The sequence below is a fragment of the Saccharopolyspora antiqui genome, from assembly GCF_052246905.1.
Lineage (GTDB): Bacteria > Actinomycetota > Actinomycetes > Mycobacteriales > Pseudonocardiaceae > Saccharopolyspora.
In genome coordinates, this window is the sequence record NZ_JBQQBO010000007.1 from 88344 (window position 1) to 106841 (window position 18498).

General features: G+C 70.8%; 17 protein-coding genes. 4 read left to right on the forward strand and 13 right to left on the reverse strand.

The features are described 5' to 3' along the window. Positions 1–38: 38 nt before the first annotated feature. On the reverse strand, positions 39–668 hold the full coding sequence (locus ACTWQN_RS13930) for a helix-turn-helix domain-containing protein (RefSeq protein ID WP_443203864.1): 630 nt from the start codon (positions 666–668) through the stop codon (positions 39–41). A gap of 246 nt (positions 669–914) precedes the next feature. Between ACTWQN_RS13930 and ACTWQN_RS13935 the strand changes: the two genes are divergently transcribed. The 3 genes from ACTWQN_RS13935 to ACTWQN_RS13945 are packed head-to-tail and all read left to right on the forward strand — an operon-like array spanning position 915 to position 4938. Then, entirely contained in the window at positions 915–3296 is a 2382-nt protein-coding gene (locus ACTWQN_RS13935; RefSeq protein WP_443203865.1) for a wax ester/triacylglycerol synthase domain-containing protein, read from the forward strand. Further along, complete coding sequence (locus tag ACTWQN_RS13940) at positions 3293–4219, forward strand: DMT family transporter (RefSeq protein WP_443203866.1); 927 nt, start codon at positions 3293–3295, stop codon at positions 4217–4219. The genes ACTWQN_RS13935 and ACTWQN_RS13940 overlap by 4 nt, the downstream gene beginning before the upstream one ends. Further along, a complete protein-coding gene (locus ACTWQN_RS13945) occupies positions 4216–4938 on the forward strand; it encodes an SDR family NAD(P)-dependent oxidoreductase (RefSeq protein ID WP_443204049.1) in 723 nt (240 codons plus the stop codon). The genes ACTWQN_RS13940 and ACTWQN_RS13945 overlap by 4 nt, the downstream gene beginning before the upstream one ends. A gap of 110 nt (positions 4939–5048) precedes the next feature. Here ACTWQN_RS13945 and ACTWQN_RS13950 read toward each other — a convergent pair whose 3' ends face one another. From ACTWQN_RS13950 to ACTWQN_RS13995, 10 genes are all read right to left on the reverse strand, one after another. After that, positions 5049–5708, reverse strand: coding sequence for a VC0807 family protein (locus ACTWQN_RS13950; RefSeq protein WP_443203867.1), 660 nt, complete (start codon positions 5706–5708; stop codon positions 5049–5051). An 81-nt stretch (positions 5709–5789) separates the two neighbouring features. Continuing rightward, positions 5790–6791, reverse strand: a complete 1002-nt coding sequence (gene hpnH / locus ACTWQN_RS13955; RefSeq protein WP_443203868.1) for an adenosyl-hopene transferase HpnH — start codon at positions 6789–6791, stop codon at positions 5790–5792. Continuing rightward, entirely contained in the window at positions 6791–7402 is a 612-nt protein-coding gene (locus ACTWQN_RS13960) for a phosphorylase family protein (protein WP_443203869.1), read from the reverse strand. The genes hpnH and ACTWQN_RS13960 overlap by 1 nt, the downstream gene beginning before the upstream one ends. 1 nt (position 7403) lies before the next feature. Further along, a complete protein-coding gene (gene shc, locus ACTWQN_RS13965; RefSeq protein WP_443203870.1) occupies positions 7404–9311 on the reverse strand; it encodes a squalene--hopene cyclase in 1908 nt (635 codons plus the stop codon). After that, a complete protein-coding gene (locus tag ACTWQN_RS13970; RefSeq protein WP_443203871.1) occupies positions 9308–10330 on the reverse strand; it encodes a polyprenyl synthetase family protein in 1023 nt (340 codons plus the stop codon). The genes shc and ACTWQN_RS13970 overlap by 4 nt, the downstream gene beginning before the upstream one ends. Then, positions 10327–11688: a hydroxysqualene dehydroxylase HpnE gene (gene hpnE / locus ACTWQN_RS13975; protein WP_443203872.1), complete on the reverse strand. Its 1362-nt coding sequence runs from the start codon at positions 11686–11688 to the stop codon at positions 10327–10329. The genes ACTWQN_RS13970 and hpnE overlap by 4 nt, the downstream gene beginning before the upstream one ends. Next, entirely contained in the window at positions 11685–12548 is an 864-nt protein-coding gene (gene hpnD / locus ACTWQN_RS13980) for a presqualene diphosphate synthase HpnD (protein ID WP_443203873.1), read from the reverse strand. The genes hpnE and hpnD overlap by 4 nt, the downstream gene beginning before the upstream one ends. Then, positions 12545–13357: a squalene synthase HpnC gene (gene hpnC / locus ACTWQN_RS13985; protein WP_443203874.1), complete on the reverse strand. Its 813-nt coding sequence runs from the start codon at positions 13355–13357 to the stop codon at positions 12545–12547. Before hpnC ends, hpnD begins: the two co-directional genes overlap by 4 nt. A gap of 379 nt (positions 13358–13736) precedes the next feature. Beyond that, entirely contained in the window at positions 13737–14627 is an 891-nt protein-coding gene (locus tag ACTWQN_RS13990) for an oxygenase MpaB family protein (RefSeq protein ID WP_443203875.1), read from the reverse strand. A gap of 79 nt (positions 14628–14706) precedes the next feature. Next, positions 14707–15900 (reverse strand): dipeptidase, encoded by a 1194-nt coding sequence (locus tag ACTWQN_RS13995; protein WP_443203876.1) that lies wholly within the window; start codon positions 15898–15900, stop codon positions 14707–14709. Between the two features lie 145 nt (positions 15901–16045). Between ACTWQN_RS13995 and ACTWQN_RS14000 the strand changes: the two genes are divergently transcribed. Then, positions 16046–16279, forward strand: a complete 234-nt coding sequence (locus ACTWQN_RS14000) for a hypothetical protein (RefSeq protein ID WP_443203877.1) — start codon at positions 16046–16048, stop codon at positions 16277–16279. A gap of 50 nt (positions 16280–16329) precedes the next feature. Here the strand turns inward: ACTWQN_RS14000 and ACTWQN_RS14005 are convergent, their stop codons facing one another. Continuing rightward, a complete protein-coding gene (locus tag ACTWQN_RS14005; protein ID WP_443203878.1) occupies positions 16330–17400 on the reverse strand; it encodes an Lrp/AsnC family transcriptional regulator in 1071 nt (356 codons plus the stop codon). A gap of 79 nt (positions 17401–17479) precedes the next feature. Further along, positions 17480–18496 (reverse strand): alcohol dehydrogenase catalytic domain-containing protein, encoded by a 1017-nt coding sequence (locus ACTWQN_RS14010; RefSeq protein ID WP_443203879.1) that lies wholly within the window; start codon positions 18494–18496, stop codon positions 17480–17482. Positions 18497–18498: the final 2 nt, after the last annotated feature.

Sequence of the window (18498 nt, forward strand, 5' to 3'; positions counted from 1 at the left end):
CTTTCGGGGAGCGGCGCACCGGCCAGGTGGGCACGCGATCAGCTGGTCGTGCCGTCCGAACGCCGCAGCAACGGGCGGTCCACCGTCCAGAGCACCTCGACGACGTCGGCGCCGCGGTTGTGGATGGCGTGCGGGGTACGGGATTTGAAGTGGATCGAGTCGCCCGCGCCGAGCACCACCGTCTCCTCCGGCAGCAGGAACACCAGCTCGCCGCGGAGCACGTAGCAGAACTCCTCGCCGTCGTGCTGGGAGACCGGCGATGGTTCGGCCGTCGGGTGCACCCGGGTGGCCAGCGCTTCGATGCGCTGGTCGGGCAGTTCGGCGGTCAGCACCCGGTGCTCCCGCTCGCCCATCACCACCCGCGCCGCGTGCGGGTCGTCGTGCCTGGCCACCGCGTAGTCGCGGCGCGCCCGGCGACCCGCCGTGCCCAGCAGGTCGACGGCGTCCACGTCCAGCGCGTCGGCGAGCGCGAACAACGAGGTCAACGAGATCGAGTTGATCCCGCGCTCGACCAACGACAGGAAACCGGGCGACAGGCCGCAGCGCTGCGCGAGCTCCCGCAGGGTCAGACCGCGTTCCGTGCGGGTCCGCTTGATCGCCGCCGCGACGTGCCGCGAGGGGCCGTCGGCGGCCTGCTCGGCAGCCGCCGGATGCGGAGTTGCAGCCACGTTCGCGCCCCTTCCCTCGAACGCCTCGAATTTAGTCAGGCAAAACAGGGGCCGTCAATACTGAACAGCGGGCGGATTGGCGCCAGCGCGCCGTCCCCCAAGATCCAATGTGGCCATCCGGCCCGGTCCACTTCGGACTCTGGCGGTCGCGGTGATGATCGACGGGCGCCCTCGTCCCGGCCAGCCGAACCCGCGCGACCACGCTAGCCTGCGGGGGGCACGAGTCGGGCGAAAGGATCCAACCGCGTGACCGTCCAGGCACGTCGAGTGCTACTGGTCAGCGCCACCATCGGCGAAGGACACAACGCGACCGCCCGCGCCGTCGAGGAAGCGGCCCGGCGGGTGTGGCCGGGGTGCGAGGTGGCGTGGCTGGACGCCCTGCGGACGATGGGCCGCTGGGTGCCCGGGACGTTCAACTGGATCTACGCCACCAACGTCGAATCCACGCCGTGGCTGTACGACTTCTTCTACGAATCGCTGTGGCGCTACCGCTGGTTCGCCAACGGCTCGCGGCGGTTCGTCGGCGCCTGGAGCGGGCCGCTGCTGCGCCGGGCCATCGCCGAGTACGACCCCGATCTGATCGTCTCGACCTATCCGATGGGCACCGCCGGGCTGAACTGGCTGCGGCGCCGGGGCGAGCTGGACGTGCCGGTGGCCGCGGTGGTTTCGGACTTCTCACCGCACCCGTTCTGGGTCTACCCGGAGATCGATCTGCACTACGTGATGAGCGGGACGAGCCTGCGGGCGATGCGGCGTGCCGAGCCGGACGCGGTGGGGGCGGTCTGCGTGCCGCCGGTCGTTTCGGCGTTCCAGCCCGCGGACCGGGTCCCGGCGCGGCGGATGTTCGGGTTGCCGGAGACCGGGTTCACGGCGTTGATCTCGTGCGGCTCGCTGGGCTTCGGTTCGGTCGAGCGCGCGGTGGACGCCGCGCTGCGGGCCGACGGCGTCGGGCGCGTTGTGGTGGCCTGCGGGCGGAATACGGCGTTGCGGCAGCGTTTCGCCAACCGGGCGGACGACCGGCTGGTGCCGTTGGGCTGGGTGGCGGACATGCCTGGTCTGGTGGCGAGCGCGGATGTCGTGGTGACCAATGCGGGTGGTGCGACGGCGTTGGAAGCGCTCGCGTGCGGGCGCGCGGTGGTGATGTTCGAGCCGATCGCCGGGCACGGCCGCGCGAATGCCGAGCTGATGGCCGACGCCGAACTGGCCGAGCTCTGCCCGCGGGAACGCGATCTGACCGGGACGCTGCACCGGTTGGCAACCGATCCGCACGAGCTGGCCCAGCGGGAAGAGCAGGCGCTCAAGCACAGCCGCACCGCCGACTTCGCGGAGCAGGTGGCCGCGCTGGCGCACCTGCCCCGGCACCACGGCCGTCGCCCGCTTCGCCCGCAGGACGCCTTCTTCGTGTACGCCACGACTCCGGCCGTCTCGCAGCAGACCGGTGCGATCCTGCGGCTCGAAGGCCAGCGGCGGTCCACATCCGACTGGTGCGAACACATCACCCGGCGAATCGCGCGGCACGCCGCCGGATTGCCGATGCTGACACGGCGTTTGGTGCTGCGGCGCGGGCGCCGACCACAGTGGATTCACGGCGGCGAGATCGACCCCGGTGATCACCTGCGGTGCCGGGAACCGCACGACGGGCAGCGCCCCGAGACGATCATCAACGAGTTCTTCAGCACCCCGGTGCGCACCGACCGGCCGCCGTGGGAACTGCTGCTGCTGCACGACGTCGACACCGGCAGCGCCTCGGTGCTGGCCAAGATGCACCACGCCCTCGGCGACGGGGTGGCCGTGACCAGCAGCCTGCTGCGGTTGCTCTGCGACAGCCCACCACCGGCGACGACACCGAGCCGGAGCCCCGGCGCACCGTGGCACCGGCGAGCTGGGCGGATCCTGCGTGGTCTGGTGAGCCTGGCCGGTGCGGGAGCCGCACCGAAGACGAGCGTGGCGGGGCGCAGCACCCCGAACCGCTCCTTCGGCCACGTTGAGCTCCCGGCCGCCGAGGCCCGCGCGGGCGCGCGCGCCCACCAGGTGAGCAGCACCGCCTTCCTGCTCGGCGTGGTCGCCGAAGCGCTGCACCGGATGCTCGGCGACACCAGACCGGGACAGCGGTTCCGCGTGATGGTGCCGCGCACCGCCCGCACCGCGCGGGGCGGTGCGGGCACCGGTACCCCCGGCAACCACACGGTGTCGGTGTCGATCGATCTACCCGTCGGGCCGATGCCGCCCGGCCGACGGCTCGCCATGGTCGCCGCCGGGCTCGACCGACCGGATCGCACCGGGCAGCCCGCCGCGGCGGGTGCCGTGCTGGCGGCGCTCGGGGTCCTGCCAGCCCCGCTGCACGCCTTGCTCGTGCGGCGGATCTACCAGCGCCGATTCTTCAACGCCGTGGTGTCGGTGCTACCCGGGCAGCGCCGCCCTTCGCACATCGACGGGGCGCTCATCGCGGGTGTGCTGCCGGTGCTGTCGCTGGCCGATGGCGTGGGGGTGGCCGTCGGCGCCATCGGCTGGGGTGACCGGATCGGGTTCGGGATCACCACCGACACCGGGCTGGCCCCGGATGCCGCGGTGCTGGCCGGGCACGTCCGCGACGCCTTCACCGACCTGCGAGGGGGCGATCGGCGGTGAGCGCGCACGGCACGGTTTTCGCCATCGCCGTTCCGTGCGCGGTCGTCGGGGCGGCCAGCTTCGGCCTGGCCAGCGCCATCCAGCACCGGGTCACCAAGCAGGTTCCCAAGGTGCGCACGCTGAGCCCGCGCATGCTCCTCGAACTGATCCGCAAGCCGATCTGGGTGCTCAGCATCCTCACCGTGATCGTCGGGTTGTCGTTGCAGGTGGTGGCGCTGGCCTTCGGCCCGCTGGTGCTGGTGCAGCCGCTGCTGGTGACCTCGGTGCTCTTCGGCGCGGCGTTCGCCGCGTGGCTGGCGCACCGCAGGATGGACCTGGTGCTGGCGCTGGGCGGGCTGGCCTGCGTCGGTGGACTGTCGGCGTTCCTGGTGCTGGCTCAGCCGTCCGGGCAGGGCAGCGAGTTCACCGGCGCGTCGATCCTGCCGCTGGCGCTGGCGCTCGGGCTGCTCGTGGTGGTGTCGCTGTCGGCGGCCCGGCTGGTGCCCGGCGAGGCCGGGGTGATCGGGATGGCGGTGGCCACCGGCGTGCTGTACGGGGTGACCGCCGGGCTGATCAAGGTGGTGGCCGGGCAGTTCCGCAGCGGCGGGCTGGCCGAACCGTTCCTGCACTGGTCGCTGTACGCGGTGTGCGTGATCGGGCCGATGGGGTTCCTGCTGAGCCAGCAGACCTTCCAGCGGGGCAGGTTGATGTCCCCGGCGCTGGCCGTGATCACCACAGTCGACCCGCTGGTGTCGGCCGCGATCGGGGTGAACTGGCTCGGCGAGCACATCGAGTCTTCCCCGGCGATCCTCGCCGGGGAGATGATCGCCGTCGTGGTGATCATCGGTGGCATCGTGGTGCTGACCCGCCGGAGCGAGCAGTTGCGCCGGGCCATGGAACACGACGACCGCGACGGCGACTCGGCGGACTCGACGTGGGGCTGACGGTGCGCGGGCGAACCGCGCTGGTCACGGGTGCGTCCTCGGGAATCGGGGCGGCCACCGCCGCCGAACTCGCGGCGGCGGGCTGCGACGTCCTGCTCACCGGCCGCGACGAACGACGGCTGGCCGAGGTGGCGCAGCGCACCGGCGGCCGGCCGGTGCCCGCCGACCTCACCGATCCGGCCGGGCTCGCTCGGGTCGCCGCTGCCGCCCGGGATGCCGATCTGCTGGTGCACAGCGCGGGCCTGGGCTGGGCGGGCGAGGTGTCCGCGATGCCCGCGCAGCGGATCGAGGCGCTCGCGGCGGTGAACCTGACCGCGCCGATGCTGCTGACCCGCGCGGTGCTCCCGGAGATGCTGCGGCGCGGGCGCGGGCACATCGTGTTCGTCGCGTCCATCGCCGTGGTGGGCGTACCGGACGAAGCGGTCTATTCGGCGACGAAAGCCGGGCTGCGCGCCTTCGCCGCGAGCATCCGCTACCGGACCGAGATCGGCGTGACCACGGTGTACCCCGGTGCGGTTCGCACACCGTTGTTCGACAACCGCAGCTACGACCGCCGGTTCCCACGCATGATCAACCCGGAAGACGTGGCCACCGCACTGGTCCGCGCCGTACAACGCGGCAAACCCGAGGTCTTCGTCCCCAAGTGGCTCACCGTGCCCGCCCACCTCCAGGGCGCCCTACCCGGCGTGTTCCACCACCTCGCCCGCCGCTTCAGCTGAACCCGATTCGGGCGAGGTGAAGGGCACCTTCTACCAAGTAAGTTGGCGAAAGGTGCCCTTCACCTCTCACCCGAACGGCGAACGCGCGGTGGCAACGGGGGTCGGGGGATTCAGGTCGTCGCGGGGTGTTTGGCGAAGCGCAGTCGGATGCCCTGGCCGCGCAGCTCGCGGCGGAACCACAGCAGCGACGCCACCGCCGCGACGGCGACCAGCGAGAACGATCCGGCGGTGCTGACCACCAGGAAGCTGCCGAGCTTGGCCTGCGCCAGCGCCCACAACGTGGTCAGCCCGTTGATGGTGAACACCAGCGCCCACAGCAGCGAAACCCGCCGGAAGAACCGCTGCACCCGCACATTGCCGGTCAGTTCGGCGGGCAGCAGGCAGAAGTCGCCCGCCACCTTCGCCAGGAACGTCCGCTCGAAGGGCAGCGTCACCAGCAATACGATCGCGATCAGGAAGTTCTGCAGGCTCGGTTCCAGGAAGTACACGAACGTCGAGCCGGTGACGAGACCGAGCACCGTGCGCGCCACCAGGACCACCGTGGTCAGCCACAGCACCACCGGGATCTTCGCCCCCACCACCAGCCGGAAGGTCATCGCGGCGGCCACCCAGCCCAGCGCCGCCAGCAGGCCACCGGTGAAGCCGGTCAACTTGAACAGCAGGCAGAACAGCAACAGCGGGGCCAGCACCGTCTCCACCAGGTGCTTGGCGGCGTGCCACAGCTGTGCAGGCAGACCGTGCAGGTCAACGGTGAGTTGGTGATCGTGCATCGGTTCCTCGCGGTCGAGCGGGTGCCGCGACCGCTGGTCGGGGACATCGTGCGCCAATCTAACGGTTCGCCGCGCGGTCGCCTACCCCCGCAACGCGCGGATCGACTCGCGCAACGAACCCATGGTGGCCAACACCGCGGTCGGCTCGTAGCCGCAGTGTGCCATGCAGTTGGCGCAGCGCGAATCACGGCCGCGCCCATAGGCGGACCAGTCGGTGTCGGCCAGCAGTTCCCGGTAGCTGGACGCGTAACCGTCGTTCATCAGGTAGCAGGGCCGCTGCCAGCCGAACAGCGAATACGACGGGATGGCCCACGCGGTGCACTGGAAGTCGACCTGCCCCTCCAGGAAGTCCAGGAACAGCGGCGAATGGTTGAACCGCCACTTCTTGCGCCGCCCGTCGGCGAAGACCTTGCGGAACAGCTCGCGGGTCTCGGTGACGCCGAGGAAGTGGTCCTGGTCGGGTGCCTTGTCGTAGGCGTAGGCCGGGGACAGCATCATCTGGTCGACCTTGAGGTCGTTGTTGAGGAACTCCAGCACCTCGATCACCGACTGCGGGGTGTCGGAGGTGAAGAAGGTCGAGTTGGTGGTCACCCGGAACCCGCGGCGCTGGACCTCCTTGATGTTGTCCACCGCCTGCGCGAACACGCCCGACTTGCACACCGAGGCGTCGTGCCGCTCCTCCAGCCCGTCGATGTGCACGGCCCACGCGAAGTACGCCGACGGTCGGAACTTGTCGATCTTGCGGGGCAGCAGCAGCGCGTTGGTGCACAGGTAGACGAACTTCTTGCGCTTGACCAGTTCGTCGACGATGACCTCGATCTCGGGATGCATCAACGGCTCGCCACCGGCGATGGACACCACCGGAGCCCCGCACTCCTCCACCGCGGCGATGGCCTGCTCCACCGGCATCCGCTGCTTGAGCACGCTCGCCGGGTGCTGGATCTTGCCGCAGCCCGCGCAGGCCAGGTTGCAGGCGAACAGCGGTTCCAGCTCCAGGGTCAGGGCGAACTTGTCGCGGCGGGCGAGCTTCTGCTTGACCAGGTAGGCGCCGACTCGGATCGCCTGGCGCATGGGGATGCCCATCAGTACAGCTCCTTGGATGCGGCGGATCGGATCTCCGGTGAGACGGTGCGGCCCCACCGCGGTAGGCACGGGCCGATGGCGTGCAACCGGGCGAGTGCCGCCAGCGCCCGACTCGGGGTGCCCGGCCGCAGCAGCGGCTGCCGGGCGGTGTCGACCACGACGCGCACTACGCCCAGCGGACGCGACCCCGCGGCTTCGGCGAGCACCGCCGACTCCATGTCGACGGCGAGCGCTCCGGTACCGGCCAGCTCGGCGCGCTGGGCGCCGTGCACGATGTGGTCGGTGGTGGCGATCGGCCCGCAGTGCACCGGGAACCCGGCGCGGCGCAGTTCGGCGACCAGCGACGGCGCCGACGGGCAGCGCACGGTGCCGCGCTGACCGCGGAGCTCGTCGGCGACGATCACGTCACCGCTGCGCACCTCGGCGCCGATGCCGCCGGCCAGTCCGGCGATGACCAGCACGTCGAAGTCCGCACCGGTGAGCGCCGCCGCACTGCGGGCGCTGCGGCGCGGGCCGCAACCCGTGCGGCGCACGTACTTCTCGCCCAGTGCCGCCCGCAGGGCGCGGGCTTCCAGGCCCAGCGGTGCGCAGACCAGCAACTGTGGCGACATCTCATCCTCCGGCGTGCTGGTACCGGCCGAGCGCGGCGAGCGGGAAGATCACCCGGTACAGGTGGTAGTTGATGTAGAAGTCGCCCGGAAACCCGGTGCCGGTGAACTGCGGTTCGTCCCATCCACCGTCCGGGCGCTGGGTGCCGACCAGGTACCGCACGCCGCGGCGCACCGCTTCGGTGTCGTGCCGGTCCAAGGCGAGCAGCGCCAGCAGTGCCCAACCGGTCTGCGACGCCGTGGAATCGCCTCTGCCGATCCACGCCGGGTCGTCGTAGGAGCGCAGGTCCTCGCCCCAGCCGCCGTCGTCGTTCTGGTGGGCCTCCAGCCACCGCACCGCGCGGCGCAGCGCGCGGTGATCGGGCTGCAGCCCCGCCCGCACCAGGGCGGGCACCACGGCGCCGGTGCCGTAGACGTGGTTCGCGCCCCAGCGCCCGAACCAGGAACCGTCCTGCTCCTGGTTGTTCAGCAACCACTGCACGCCGCGTTGCACGACCCTGTCGTGGTATCCCATCGCCGCCAGCGCCTCGACCACGTGCGCCGTCACGTCGGCCGACGGCGGGTCGATCACCTCGCCGAAGTCGCAGAACGGCAGTTTGCGCACCAGTTCTCGGGTGTTGTCGGCGTCGAAGGCGCCCCAGCCGCCGTCGGCCGACTGCATGCCGCGCAGCCATCGGATGCCGCGCTCGGTCGCGGCGTGCACCGCCGCCTTGTCGGGGTGGTCCGTGCGGGCCAGCGCCAGCAGCACTTCGGCGGTGTCGTCGATGTCCGGGTAGCCGTCGTTGTCGAACTCGAACGCCCAGCCGCCACCGGGCGGCAGGTTCGGGCGGCGCACCGACCAGTCGCCCTTGACCCGGATCTCCTCGGCCAGCAGGTAATCGGTCGCCCGGCGCAACGACGGGTGGTCGGCGGGCACCCCGGCGTCGGACAGCGCCTGCATGCCGAGCACCGTGTCCCACACCGGGGACTGGCAGGCCTCCAGCCGCCGCACCGTCCCGGCCGGGGTGTGCTCGCGGATCAGGAAGCGGTCCAATCCGGCCAGGCCCTGCCGCAGCACCGGGTGGTCCATCGGGTAGCTGAGCAGGTGCAGCGCGAGCAGCGAGTAAACCCACGGCGGCTGGATGCCGCCCCAGGAGCCGTCCGCCTCCTGCCGAGCCGTGATCCATTCCGCGGCGCGCAGCATGGCGTTCTTCCGAACAGTCCTCAGTGGACGACGATGGTAGCGGTGCAGAACTCGGTCCAGTACCTGGAAGCTGTATCCCCACGACCACTGTGGACGAACAGGTTCACTGGTGCGCCCGGTGCGCAGTTCGGCGACGGTGATGCCGAGATCCCGCCGCGGGCGCAGGGTGCACACCACGGTCAGCGGAACCACCGTCTGCCGCGCCCAGCACCCCCAGTCGGAGACGTTCAGCGGGAACCACTTGGGCAGCAGCACGAGTTCCGGCGGCATCGCGGGCAGTTCGTCCCAGGACCATTCGCCGAACAGGGCCAACCAGATCCGGGTGAACACGCGGGTGGCTTCCAGTCCGCCCTGCGCGCGGATCCAGTCGCGTGCCGCGGCCAGGTGCGCGGCGTCGACGTCATCGCCCGCTAGCTTGAGCGCGGTGTAGGCCTCCACCGTGGTGGACAGGTCACCGGGGCCGCCGTAGAAGTTCGCCCAGGTGCCGTCGGAGCGCTGCTGCGAGCGGATCCAGCGGGCCGCCTCCTCGGTTTCGGTTGCGGTGCGGATGCCGAGGAACTGCCGCAGCAGCAGGTCCTCGACGTCCATCGTCACGTTGGTCTCCAGCTCGCCCTTCCACCAACCCTCGGGATGTTGCAGGGAGAGCAGGTAGTCGCGGCCAGCGGCCAGCGCCGTTCGGGTGTCGGGAACAGCGATCGCGCGGCCGGACTGCTGCAACTGATCGGTCAAAGTTTCCTCCGTACGATGAACTCGGCGAGCTCAGTCAGGTCCTCGGTCGCACCGTGCGGACCGTCGGGCAGGTGCTGGTGCGCGGCGGCCAACCGCCGCATGCACTCCTGGCGGGTCCACTCCGCCGAACCGGCCTGCCGCACCATTTCGGCGGCCTCGTGCAACTGGTCCTCGGTCAACGGCTCGGCCTGGGCGTACAGCTGGCGCAGTCGATCTCCGGGCGCGGTCCCGGAGCTCAACGCGTGCACGACCGGGATGGACTTCTTGTGGGCGCGCAGGTCCGACAGCACCGGTTTGCCGGTGACCTCGGGATCGCCCCACAGGCCGAGCAGGTCGTCGACGAGTTGGAAGGCCATCCCCAGTTCGGTGCCGAAGGCGTGCAGCCGCAGCACGGTTTCCCGTGGTGCGCCGACGCAGCGCGCGCCGATCGAGGTCGCGCAGGCCAGCAGCGAGGCGGTCTTGTCGTGCGCCATGCGCAGGCATTCGTCCAGCCCCACCTCCTGGCGGTGCTCGAAGTCCAGGTCGGCGGCCTGACCGGCGATCAGGGTGCGGGTCGCGGCGCACAACGACCGGGCCGCGGCCACCGCGTGGCTGGACGACGACTCCAGCAGCACTTCGGTGGACAACGTCAGCAGTGCGTCTCCGGCCAGCAGCGCGGCTGGTCGGCCGAAGACCGTCCACGCCGTCGGCCGGTGGCGGCGGGCGGTGTCGCCGTCCATCACGTCGTCGTGCAGCAGGGAGAAGTTGTGCACCAACTCCACCGCGGCGGCCGCGGCGATCGGCACGTCTTCGGATGCGTCTGCGCCCTCCGCACCGACGCTGCGCGCGGACAGCAGGACCATCGCCGGTCGCAGGGCCTTGCCGCCACCGGCTGCCGGGGACCCGTCGGCGTTGCGCCAGCCGAAGTGGTACTCGCACACCCGGCGGGTGTCCTGGTCGAGTCGGTCGACTGCCTTGCGCAGTGCCGGGTCCACCGACTCCCGGGCCGTGCGCAGCACTGGTGGCAGAGCAGTCGTCATGCGGTCACCTCCACGCCTTGTTGGGATCGCTGGTCCAGATCAACTACCTCGGCGGCGCGAGCACCGCTCAACACCGCTCCTTCCGTGGTGTCCGGCCACCCGGTCGCGGTCCAGGCCCCAGCGAGCACCAGGCCGGGCACCGAGGTGCGGGCCGACGGTCGGATGGCGGCGGTGCCCGGCGCCTGCCGGAAGGTGGCGTTGGGTTCGCGGGTGACGAAGAAGTCGAGCACCCGCGCGTCGCGGGCGCGCGGGAAGATCTCCCCCAGCGCGGGCAGGAACACCTCGCGCAGGTATTCGGTGCGCGCCTGCACCTGCTCTTGTGCGGCGGAAAGCGAAACGGCCAGGTACTGGCCGTGCGCAGCGCCGGAGATGGCCGTCCGGTCGAACACCCACTGCACCGGCGAATCCAGCACCGCGGCCATCGGCAGGCCGGTGACCTGCCGGTCGTAGTGCACGTGCACGTTGACGATCGGCGCCGCCGACAACTTCTCCCACGCCGCCACGCCCGGCACCGGCAGGTCGGCCACCAGCCCGGCGGCCGCGCGGTGCGGGACCGCGACGACCACGGAGTCGGCCGTCAGGACCGAATCGCCGGAGCTCTCCCGCACCGGCACTTGGAAACCGCTGCCGGAGCGGCGAATCGCCCGCGCGCGGCAGCGCAACCGGACCTCGACGCAGGCGCCCAGCAACGCCCGGTAGGCGGCCTCGCCGTGCAGTTGTCCTAGCGGGGCCTGCGCGATGCCGATGTCGGCGCTGTCGGTGGCATCCAGCACGCCGGTGCGGAACACCCTGGTCGCCAACGCCATCGAGGCCTCGTCCGGTTCGGCGTTGAGCGCGGCGACCGCCAGCAGTCCCCACAGCGCGTCGACGGCGCGCGGCGATTCGCCGCGCTGCCGCAGCCACTGCCCGAGGCTGATCTCGTCCAGCTCGGGGTCTTCCGGGTCCAGCCGTCGAAGCGCCAGCGCGGTTCGCGCGACCCGCATCCGTTCCGGCAGCGTCAGCAGCCGATAGCCCAGCAGTGCCGGGGTCAGGTGCGCCGGTGCCGGGAGGTTCCAGCGGCGCAGCAGCGAAGCCCGACCGCCGGGGGTCAGCACCGGAACCTGGAATCGCGGTTGCATGCGCACCGCGTCCGCGACCCCGAGCCGCCGCAGCAGCCCGAGGTAGGCGGTGTAGCAGCGCAGGAACACGTGCTGGCCGGTGTCCACCACGAGGTCGCCGCGCGGGAAGGAGTACGTCGCGCCGCCCAGTCGCGACCGCGTCTCCAGCAGCTTGACCTCGAAGCCCAGCTCGGCGCAGTGCAGCGCCGCGGTCACCCCGGCCAGCCCGCCGCCGACCACCACCACTCGCCCGCGGCTCACGGCGCCATCCCGGCCAGCGAGCGCGCCGCCACCCCCGCTTTCCGCCAGCCGGACAACGAAGTCCGCTGGTTCAGCGCGGCTCGCGGGTCGGCGGCGATGCGCGCCAGCAGTTCGTGGTAAATGCCCGCCATCGACGCGCAGCACGCCCTGCTGCGCCGATCGAGCATCGGCAGCAGCCGAAGGCCCTGCGCATACCACTGCTCGGCGCGGGCGGTCTGGAAGCGGATCAACCGGTCCCACCGGTCCGGGTCCTCGACGAGCCCGTTGCCCGGTTCCAGCCGGACGCCGAACCTCGCCAGGTCCTCAGCTGGCAGGTAGACCCGACCGGCCAGCTGGTCTTCCCGGACGTCGCGCAGGATGTTGGTCAGTTGCAGCGCGACACCGAGCGCGTCCGCACGTCGCTCGGCAGTGGGTGGGTCGACGGTGCCGAACACGCCCAGTGACAACCGCCCGATCGAGCCCGCCACGCACCGGCAGTAGTGCAGCAACTCGTCGAAGGTCCTGTACCGAACGCCGCGGACATCGGCCTCGCAGCCGTCGATGAGCTCGTCGAAGGCGGCCAGCGGCACCGGCAGGCGCGCGGCGGAATCCGCCAGCGCCACCACCACCGGGTCGGGCGCGTCGATGTGCGCCGCGTGGACCGCCTCGCGGGCCTGCTTGAGCCGCCGCAGCTTCTCCTCCCGGGGCAGGTCACCGTCGCCGATGTCGTCGACGCGGCGGGCGAAGGCGTACACCGCCGACAGCGCGCGCCGCTTCGGGCCGGGCAGCAGCCGTATCCCGTAGGAGAAGTTGCGCGCCTGTTGCCTCGTGATCCGCTCGCACTCCAGGTAGGCGTCCCGGATTCGCGCCGACTCCGTCACCAAGTTCCTCCCAACACGTACAACCGTCCCCATTCGACGAAGGTGCGCCGCCGCCCCGGCCGAACGTCCACGCGCAGCGGATCGTGGTTCGCCGCGGCCAAGGCGGCCGCGGTCGCTCGCCCGCCAGCGACGTAACCGGCCACCGCGATGCGGGCGGTACCGGCGAGCTCACCCACCAGCGGCGCGCCAGCGTCGAGCATCCGCCGCGCACGGTCCACTTCGTACTTCACCAGTCCGCGCAGCCGGGTCGACGCTCGCGCGGCCACCAGTTCCGCTTCCGGGCAACCGAAGCGCTGCAAGTCCTCGCTCGGCAGGTAGATCCGGTCCTGCTGGAAGTCCTCGGCGATGTCCTGGCAGTGCTCCAGGATCTGCAGCGCGCTGCAGATCTGGTCGGACAGCGCGATCAGCGGCGGCTCGGCCCGGCCGAAGACGTGCAACACCGCCTCCCCCACCGGATTGGCCGACAGGGCGCAGTAGTCGAGCAGTTCGGTGAAGGTCGGGTAGCGCCGCACCCGCTGGTCCTGGTGGTTGGCCTCGATCAACTTGACCAGTACTTCGTGGGGGATGGCACACTCGGCAACCGTGGGTGTCAGCGCACGCAGCATCGGAATACGGGCCGTGCCCTGGTACGCGCGCTTGAGGTCGACCGCCAGGAAGTCCAGCAGCTCACCGCGGTTGCCGGGCGCCTCGTCCCCGGCGTAGTCGACGAGTCGGAAGAAGCCGTAGAGGGCCTGCAGATGCTGCCGCAGTCCGCTTGGCAGCATTCGGGATGCGACGGGGAAGTTCTCCGACCGCATCCTCGCGAGCACTGCGGCACTGCGCGGAAAATCACCCGAACGTGGCGCACCGTTCGGGTGTTCGGAATCCCCGCCGGACAATGCGTTATCAGGCAGCGACAAGACCATCGACCCTCCTCCTATCCGCCGACCAGGAGGCGCAACCGGCATCGTATGAGCACCACTGCAACACCGCAGGGTGAGCGACTGATCACCACCATTTCCGGTGGTTCGAGCCGGTGTTCGACCGCCTCGCCTATCATTCCATAATGGACGGAGTCGATCAGCACGGGGCCACAGTGGACCAAATGCGGCCCCACCGGCTCCGCCAGTGGCGGCATAGATCAGATCGCTGAACAGTTCGGCAGGCGAGCCGAGTGCTGGCCCGCGGTGCTTCCCGGATCTTCGGCGGTCAGGTGACCGCCGGGCATGTGCCCGGCTTCCGGCGCCGGGTCTGGTGCCGGTGGAACGACTCCGGGCCGAGATCGCCGATCTCGTATCCGTCCGGATAGGACAGTGGGTGCGGCAGCGCCGGGCGGGAATCCGGCCGCACCGGGCCGATCCGCACCAGTTCGGCGCGTGCCCGCATGCTCAGTTCGGCGACTTTGCGGGCGGCGGTCGGAATCCGGGGGAAGCCGAAGGCGGCCAGCAGGTGCGGCTCCATCAGCAGTCGCGCGGCCCGCACCACGGCGGGCGACAGCGGCTTCGGATACCAGGTGCCGAACAGGCCCAGCGTGGCGTCGGCGACGCGGCGCCCACCCGCGTCGTAGCCGAAGTGCTCGCGCTCGTAGTCGTCGAACAGCCGCTCGAACTCGGCATAGGTCTGCGGGATCCCGGAGATCTTCATGCCCGCGCCGAGCCGCCGCATGGCGTTGGTCAGCGCCCGAACCTCGTGGGGGTGCAGCCGCCGCCAGCCGAACCGCTCGATCCAGCGGACCGGGGTCACCACGAACGTCGACAGCGTGTAGGCGTAGTCGTCGTTGCTGATCTGGAAACGGCCGTGGATGGCGCCCAGCTGCGCCAGCGCCTGCCGCCCGCGCTCGCTTTCGGTGCCCCAGTGGAAGATCTCGAACAGGATCAGCACGGTGTCGTCGTAGCGCCGCTGCGCGCACCGGGTGAACTCACCGGTGCGGTCCAGCAGTCGGCCGATGCTGGGCACCGCGTAGGTGCGAAACAGCGCGAACTCCAGCGCTTTGGTGAGGTCCCAGGGAAATTCGTACTCGGCGAGCAGCCGGTAGATCTCCTCGCAGTCGCGGTCGGGATCCAACGCGAGGATCCGAGCCAACCGGTCGAAACGCTTCATCGCGCGGCACCTCGTCTCGGGCGCGTGTTCGATGCGGCGACGGTATCGACCCCCGGGACGACCGGGCAACACCCGGCCGTCAACCGTCCAGTTGGTCGATGGTGGCCACCGAGGGCCGCTCGGTGCGTTGCAGATCGCGGGCGACGGCTTCCGCGTCGCGCAGCACGCGGACCGCGTTGTGCCAGGTCAGCTTGGCGAGGTCGGCTGCCGACCAGCCTCGGACGAGCAGTTCCGCGATCAGGTTCGGATAGCCCGCGACGTCTTCCAGCCCCACCGGGGTGAAGGCGGTGCCGTCGAAGTCGCCGCCGATGCCGATGTGGTCGATGCCCGCCACCTCGCGCATGTGGTCGAGGTGGTCGGCCACCGTCGCGACGGTGGCCACCGGGCGGGGGTTGGCCGACTCGTAGACGCGCAGCGCCTCCAACGCCTCGGGCGTCGTGGACAGCGGGTGGAGGCCCTGCGCCCCGAGGCTGGTCTCCGCGGCCTTGCTCCATTCGATCGCCTCGGGCAGCACGAACTTGGGCACGAACGTCGCCATCGCCACACCGCCGTTGGCCGGTAGGGCCGCCAGCACGTCGTCGGGGATGTTGCGCGGGTGGTCGCAGACGGCCCGCGATGAGGAGTGCGAGAAGATCACGGGCGCTCGGGTCGCCCGCAGCGCATCCCGCATCGTGTCGGCCGCGACGTGCGAGAGGTCCACCAGCATGCCCAGCCGGTTCATCTCCCGCACCACTTCGACGCCGAAGCTGGTCAGGCCGTTCGCGGCCGGTTCGTCGGTCGCGGAGTCCGCCCACGGCACGTTGTCGTTGTGGGTGAGCGTGAGGTAGCGGACGCCCAGCTCGTGCAGGGCGCGCAGGGTGGCCAACGAGCAGTTGATCGAGTGCCCGCCTTCGGCACCCATCAGCGAGGCGACCCGGCCGTCGGCGCGGGCGGCCACCACCTCGTCGGCGGTGCGCGCCAGTCGCAGGTGTTCCGGATACCGCTCGACCAGAGCGCGCACGCAGTCGATCTGTTCGAGGGTGGCGCTGACCGCCTTGTCGCCCTGGTACTCGGCCTTCACGTACACCGACCAGAATTGGCCGCCGACACCACCGGAGCGCAGCCGGGCCAGGTCGGTGTGCAGCCGGGCCGACTGGTCCTGGGCGATGTCGCAGCGGTCCAGGACGTAACCGACCTGCTCGCGCAACGCCCACGGCAGGTCGTTGTGCCCGTCGAGGACCGGGTGCTCGGCGAGCAGCTCCCGGGCTCGCGCCAGCGCGGCGGTGTCGGTCATCTGCGCACCCCAATCTCCCGCGATCATCCCACCGGGTGAACCCGGTTCGGCGAGCTTATCCGGTCGTGATCCACGCGCGGCGCCGCACATCGGCGTCGTTACTGATCGAATCGACGAATCCCGCCGCTGGCTCCACCATCAAAGGATGGACCACATCCCCAGGCAGCAGGACAACAACGACCTGCCCACCGTGCTCGCCGAGTACGGTCACCTGGCGGCGCAGCTGCCCAGCGCCTCCCGCCGCCACGCCGAAGCCCTGCGCACTCGCCTGGCCGAGCTGGACGTACTGATCGACCAGCACATCGCCCGCCTGACGAACTACCAGCTTCCGTCCACCGCGGACGACTCGGATTTCGGTCCCCAGCAGGTTCGGAGTTAACGGACTCGTGCGCGGTCGTTCCGGTGAGAACCGGGATATTCACCCACGAACTACGAATTCGTCTCGGAACTCGTCGTGCGCGGCGCGGTTTCCTGGTCGGCGCGCGCCTTCGCCAGCGCCTGCTGCGCCCACGGGACCACGACGAAACCGCGTTTGACGGTCAGCGCCTCCACGTTCGCCTGCCAGCTGCGCACCCCCTCGATGCGCCCCAGGGTGCCGGTGACGAACCGGTAGAGGTCCTCGGTGGTCGGCATGATCACCTCGCAGACCAACGAGTACTGCCCCAGCAGCGCGGCCACGAACCGCACGCCGCGGTCTTCGGCCAGCTGCGCGGCGACCGACTCCAGCCGGGCCGGTTCGACCGACACGAACAGCATGACCTCGGCCTCGTATCCGAGTGCGGCAGCCGGGACCAGGGTCACCGTCTCGACGCAACCCCTGCGGTACAGCCCTTCGCAGCGCCGCCGGACGGTGCTCTCGTTGACGCCCAGGCGCTTGGCCAGCGTCTGGAACCCGGCCCGGCCGTCCTCGTGCAGCAGCGCGACGATCCGGGTGTCCAGCTCGTCGAGGTGCGAGTCGTCGCACAGGTGCGGCGGGCGGGGTCGGGACAGCTGGTCGGCGCCGCCGATCAGCTGTCGGCTCCAGTCCTGGCCGATCTTGTAGGTGTGCAGCACCAGTTCCGCGACGCTCTGGCGCACCCACGGAATGCCCTGCAACTCCTCGACCAGCAGCGCGTGCAATCCGGCCCCGCGCGGTACGTGCAGCTCCACGATCAGGTCGTGTTCGCCGGTGAGCACCGCCAGGAACCGGACGTCCGGGCGGTCCACCAACGCGGCCGCGGTCGCCAGCTGCCGCCCTGCCGTGCAGCACAGCCGCACCAGGAACAGGTCGCCGTCGCCGCCCTGCTGCAGCTTGGTCAGCGCGATGATCCGCACGACCCCGTCGGCGAGCAGCTGTTGCGCGCGCCGGGCCACCGTGGTCACCGAGGTGTCCACGGCGGCCGCGATGTCGGTCCAGCTGGCCCTGCCGTTGACCTGCAGGGCGGCCACGATCCGGCGGTCGAGGTCGTCGAGCTGTTGCATGCCGGACATCATCGCCTGCACGGCGCGCGGTCCGGACACCGGCTCCAACACTCCCAAGCGCCCGGCCGCACGCCTTTCAGGCGGTGACTGATTTCGTTCTTCCTCGAAGACAGGTTCTTCAGGCGGTCATGTCGAGGACGACTCGGAACCGGGCGTCCCCGGAGAGCATGTGCTCGTAGGCCTTGGGCGCATCGCTGAGCGGCATGACCTCGTTCATGGACTGGATTCCCCGGGCCGCGCTGAAGGCGAGGTTGTCCTCGTTCTCGATCGCCGAGCCGGTCAAGCTCCCGGTGAGCGTGCGCTGCCCGAAGATCAGGTCGGGCGTGTTGACCGAGATGGGATCGGCGGCGACTCCGACCACCACCAGGTGTCCGTGCGGTGCCAGGCCCGTCGCCAGCGGCGACATCGAGGCTCCGCTGGTGGCGGTGGCGATGATCGCGGCGGCACCACCGAGCGCCTGCAGGGCGGCGCCGGGGTCCGCCGCGACGCTGTCGATGTAGTGATCCGCACCCAGCTTCTCGGCCAACTCGGCCTTGCCCGATCCCCGCGCGATGGCGGCGACGCGGTAGCCGAGCTTGCTGGCGTACTGCACGCCGAGATGCCCCAGCCCGCCGATTCCCTGCACGGCCACCAGCGATCCCGGGCGGATGTCCAGCGACTGCAGCGCGTTGAACGTGGTGAAGCCCGCGCACAACAACGGCGCGGCCGCCACCGAGGTCAGCCCCTCCGGGACGCGCACCAGACCACTGGGCCTGGCGTAGGTGACCTCCGCATAGCCACCGTCCACCGTGGTCCCGGTCTGCGGCTGGTCGGTGCAGTTGACGAAATCGCCTCGCCGACAGGGATCGCATTGCCCGCAGTGGCCGCCGAGGAAGCCGACCCCCACCCGGTCGCCGACCTGCCACCCGGTAACCCCGTCTCCGACCGCGTCGATCACACCGATGATCTCGTGGCCGGGGACGATGGGCTGCGACGGATCAGCGCGCAGCCCTTCCGCGGCCAGCATGTCGGTGTGGCAGATTCCGCAGCTCTCCACCTTCAGCCGCACCTGGCCCGGCAGCGGCGCGCGCAATTGCCGTTCCACCAGTTTGAACTGGCGTGATCCGGTGACTTCGAACGCACGAAACGTAGACATAG

Coding starts and splice junctions, on each gene's coding strand:
- ACTWQN_RS13950 (WP_443203867.1), bottom strand. CDS start 5,708: ATGCACGATCACCAACTCACCGTTGACCTGCACGGTCTGCCTGCACAG.
- hpnH (WP_443203868.1), bottom strand. CDS start 6,791: ATGGGCATCCCCATGCGCCAGGCGATCCGAGTCGGCGCCTACCTGGTC.
- ACTWQN_RS13960 (WP_443203869.1), bottom strand. CDS start 7,402: ATGTCGCCACAGTTGCTGGTCTGCGCACCGCTGGGCCTGGAAGCCCGC.
- ACTWQN_RS13970 (WP_443203871.1), bottom strand. CDS start 10,330: ATGACGACTGCTCTGCCACCAGTGCTGCGCACGGCCCGGGAGTCGGTG.
- ACTWQN_RS13990 (WP_443203875.1), bottom strand. CDS start 14,627: ATGAAGCGTTTCGACCGGTTGGCTCGGATCCTCGCGTTGGATCCCGAC.
- ACTWQN_RS13995 (WP_443203876.1), bottom strand. CDS start 15,900: ATGACCGACACCGCCGCGCTGGCGCGAGCCCGGGAGCTGCTCGCCGAG.
- ACTWQN_RS14000 (WP_443203877.1), top strand. CDS start 16,046: ATGGACCACATCCCCAGGCAGCAGGACAACAACGACCTGCCCACCGTG.
- ACTWQN_RS14010 (WP_443203879.1), bottom strand. CDS start 18,496: ATGTCTACGTTTCGTGCGTTCGAAGTCACCGGATCACGCCAGTTCAAA.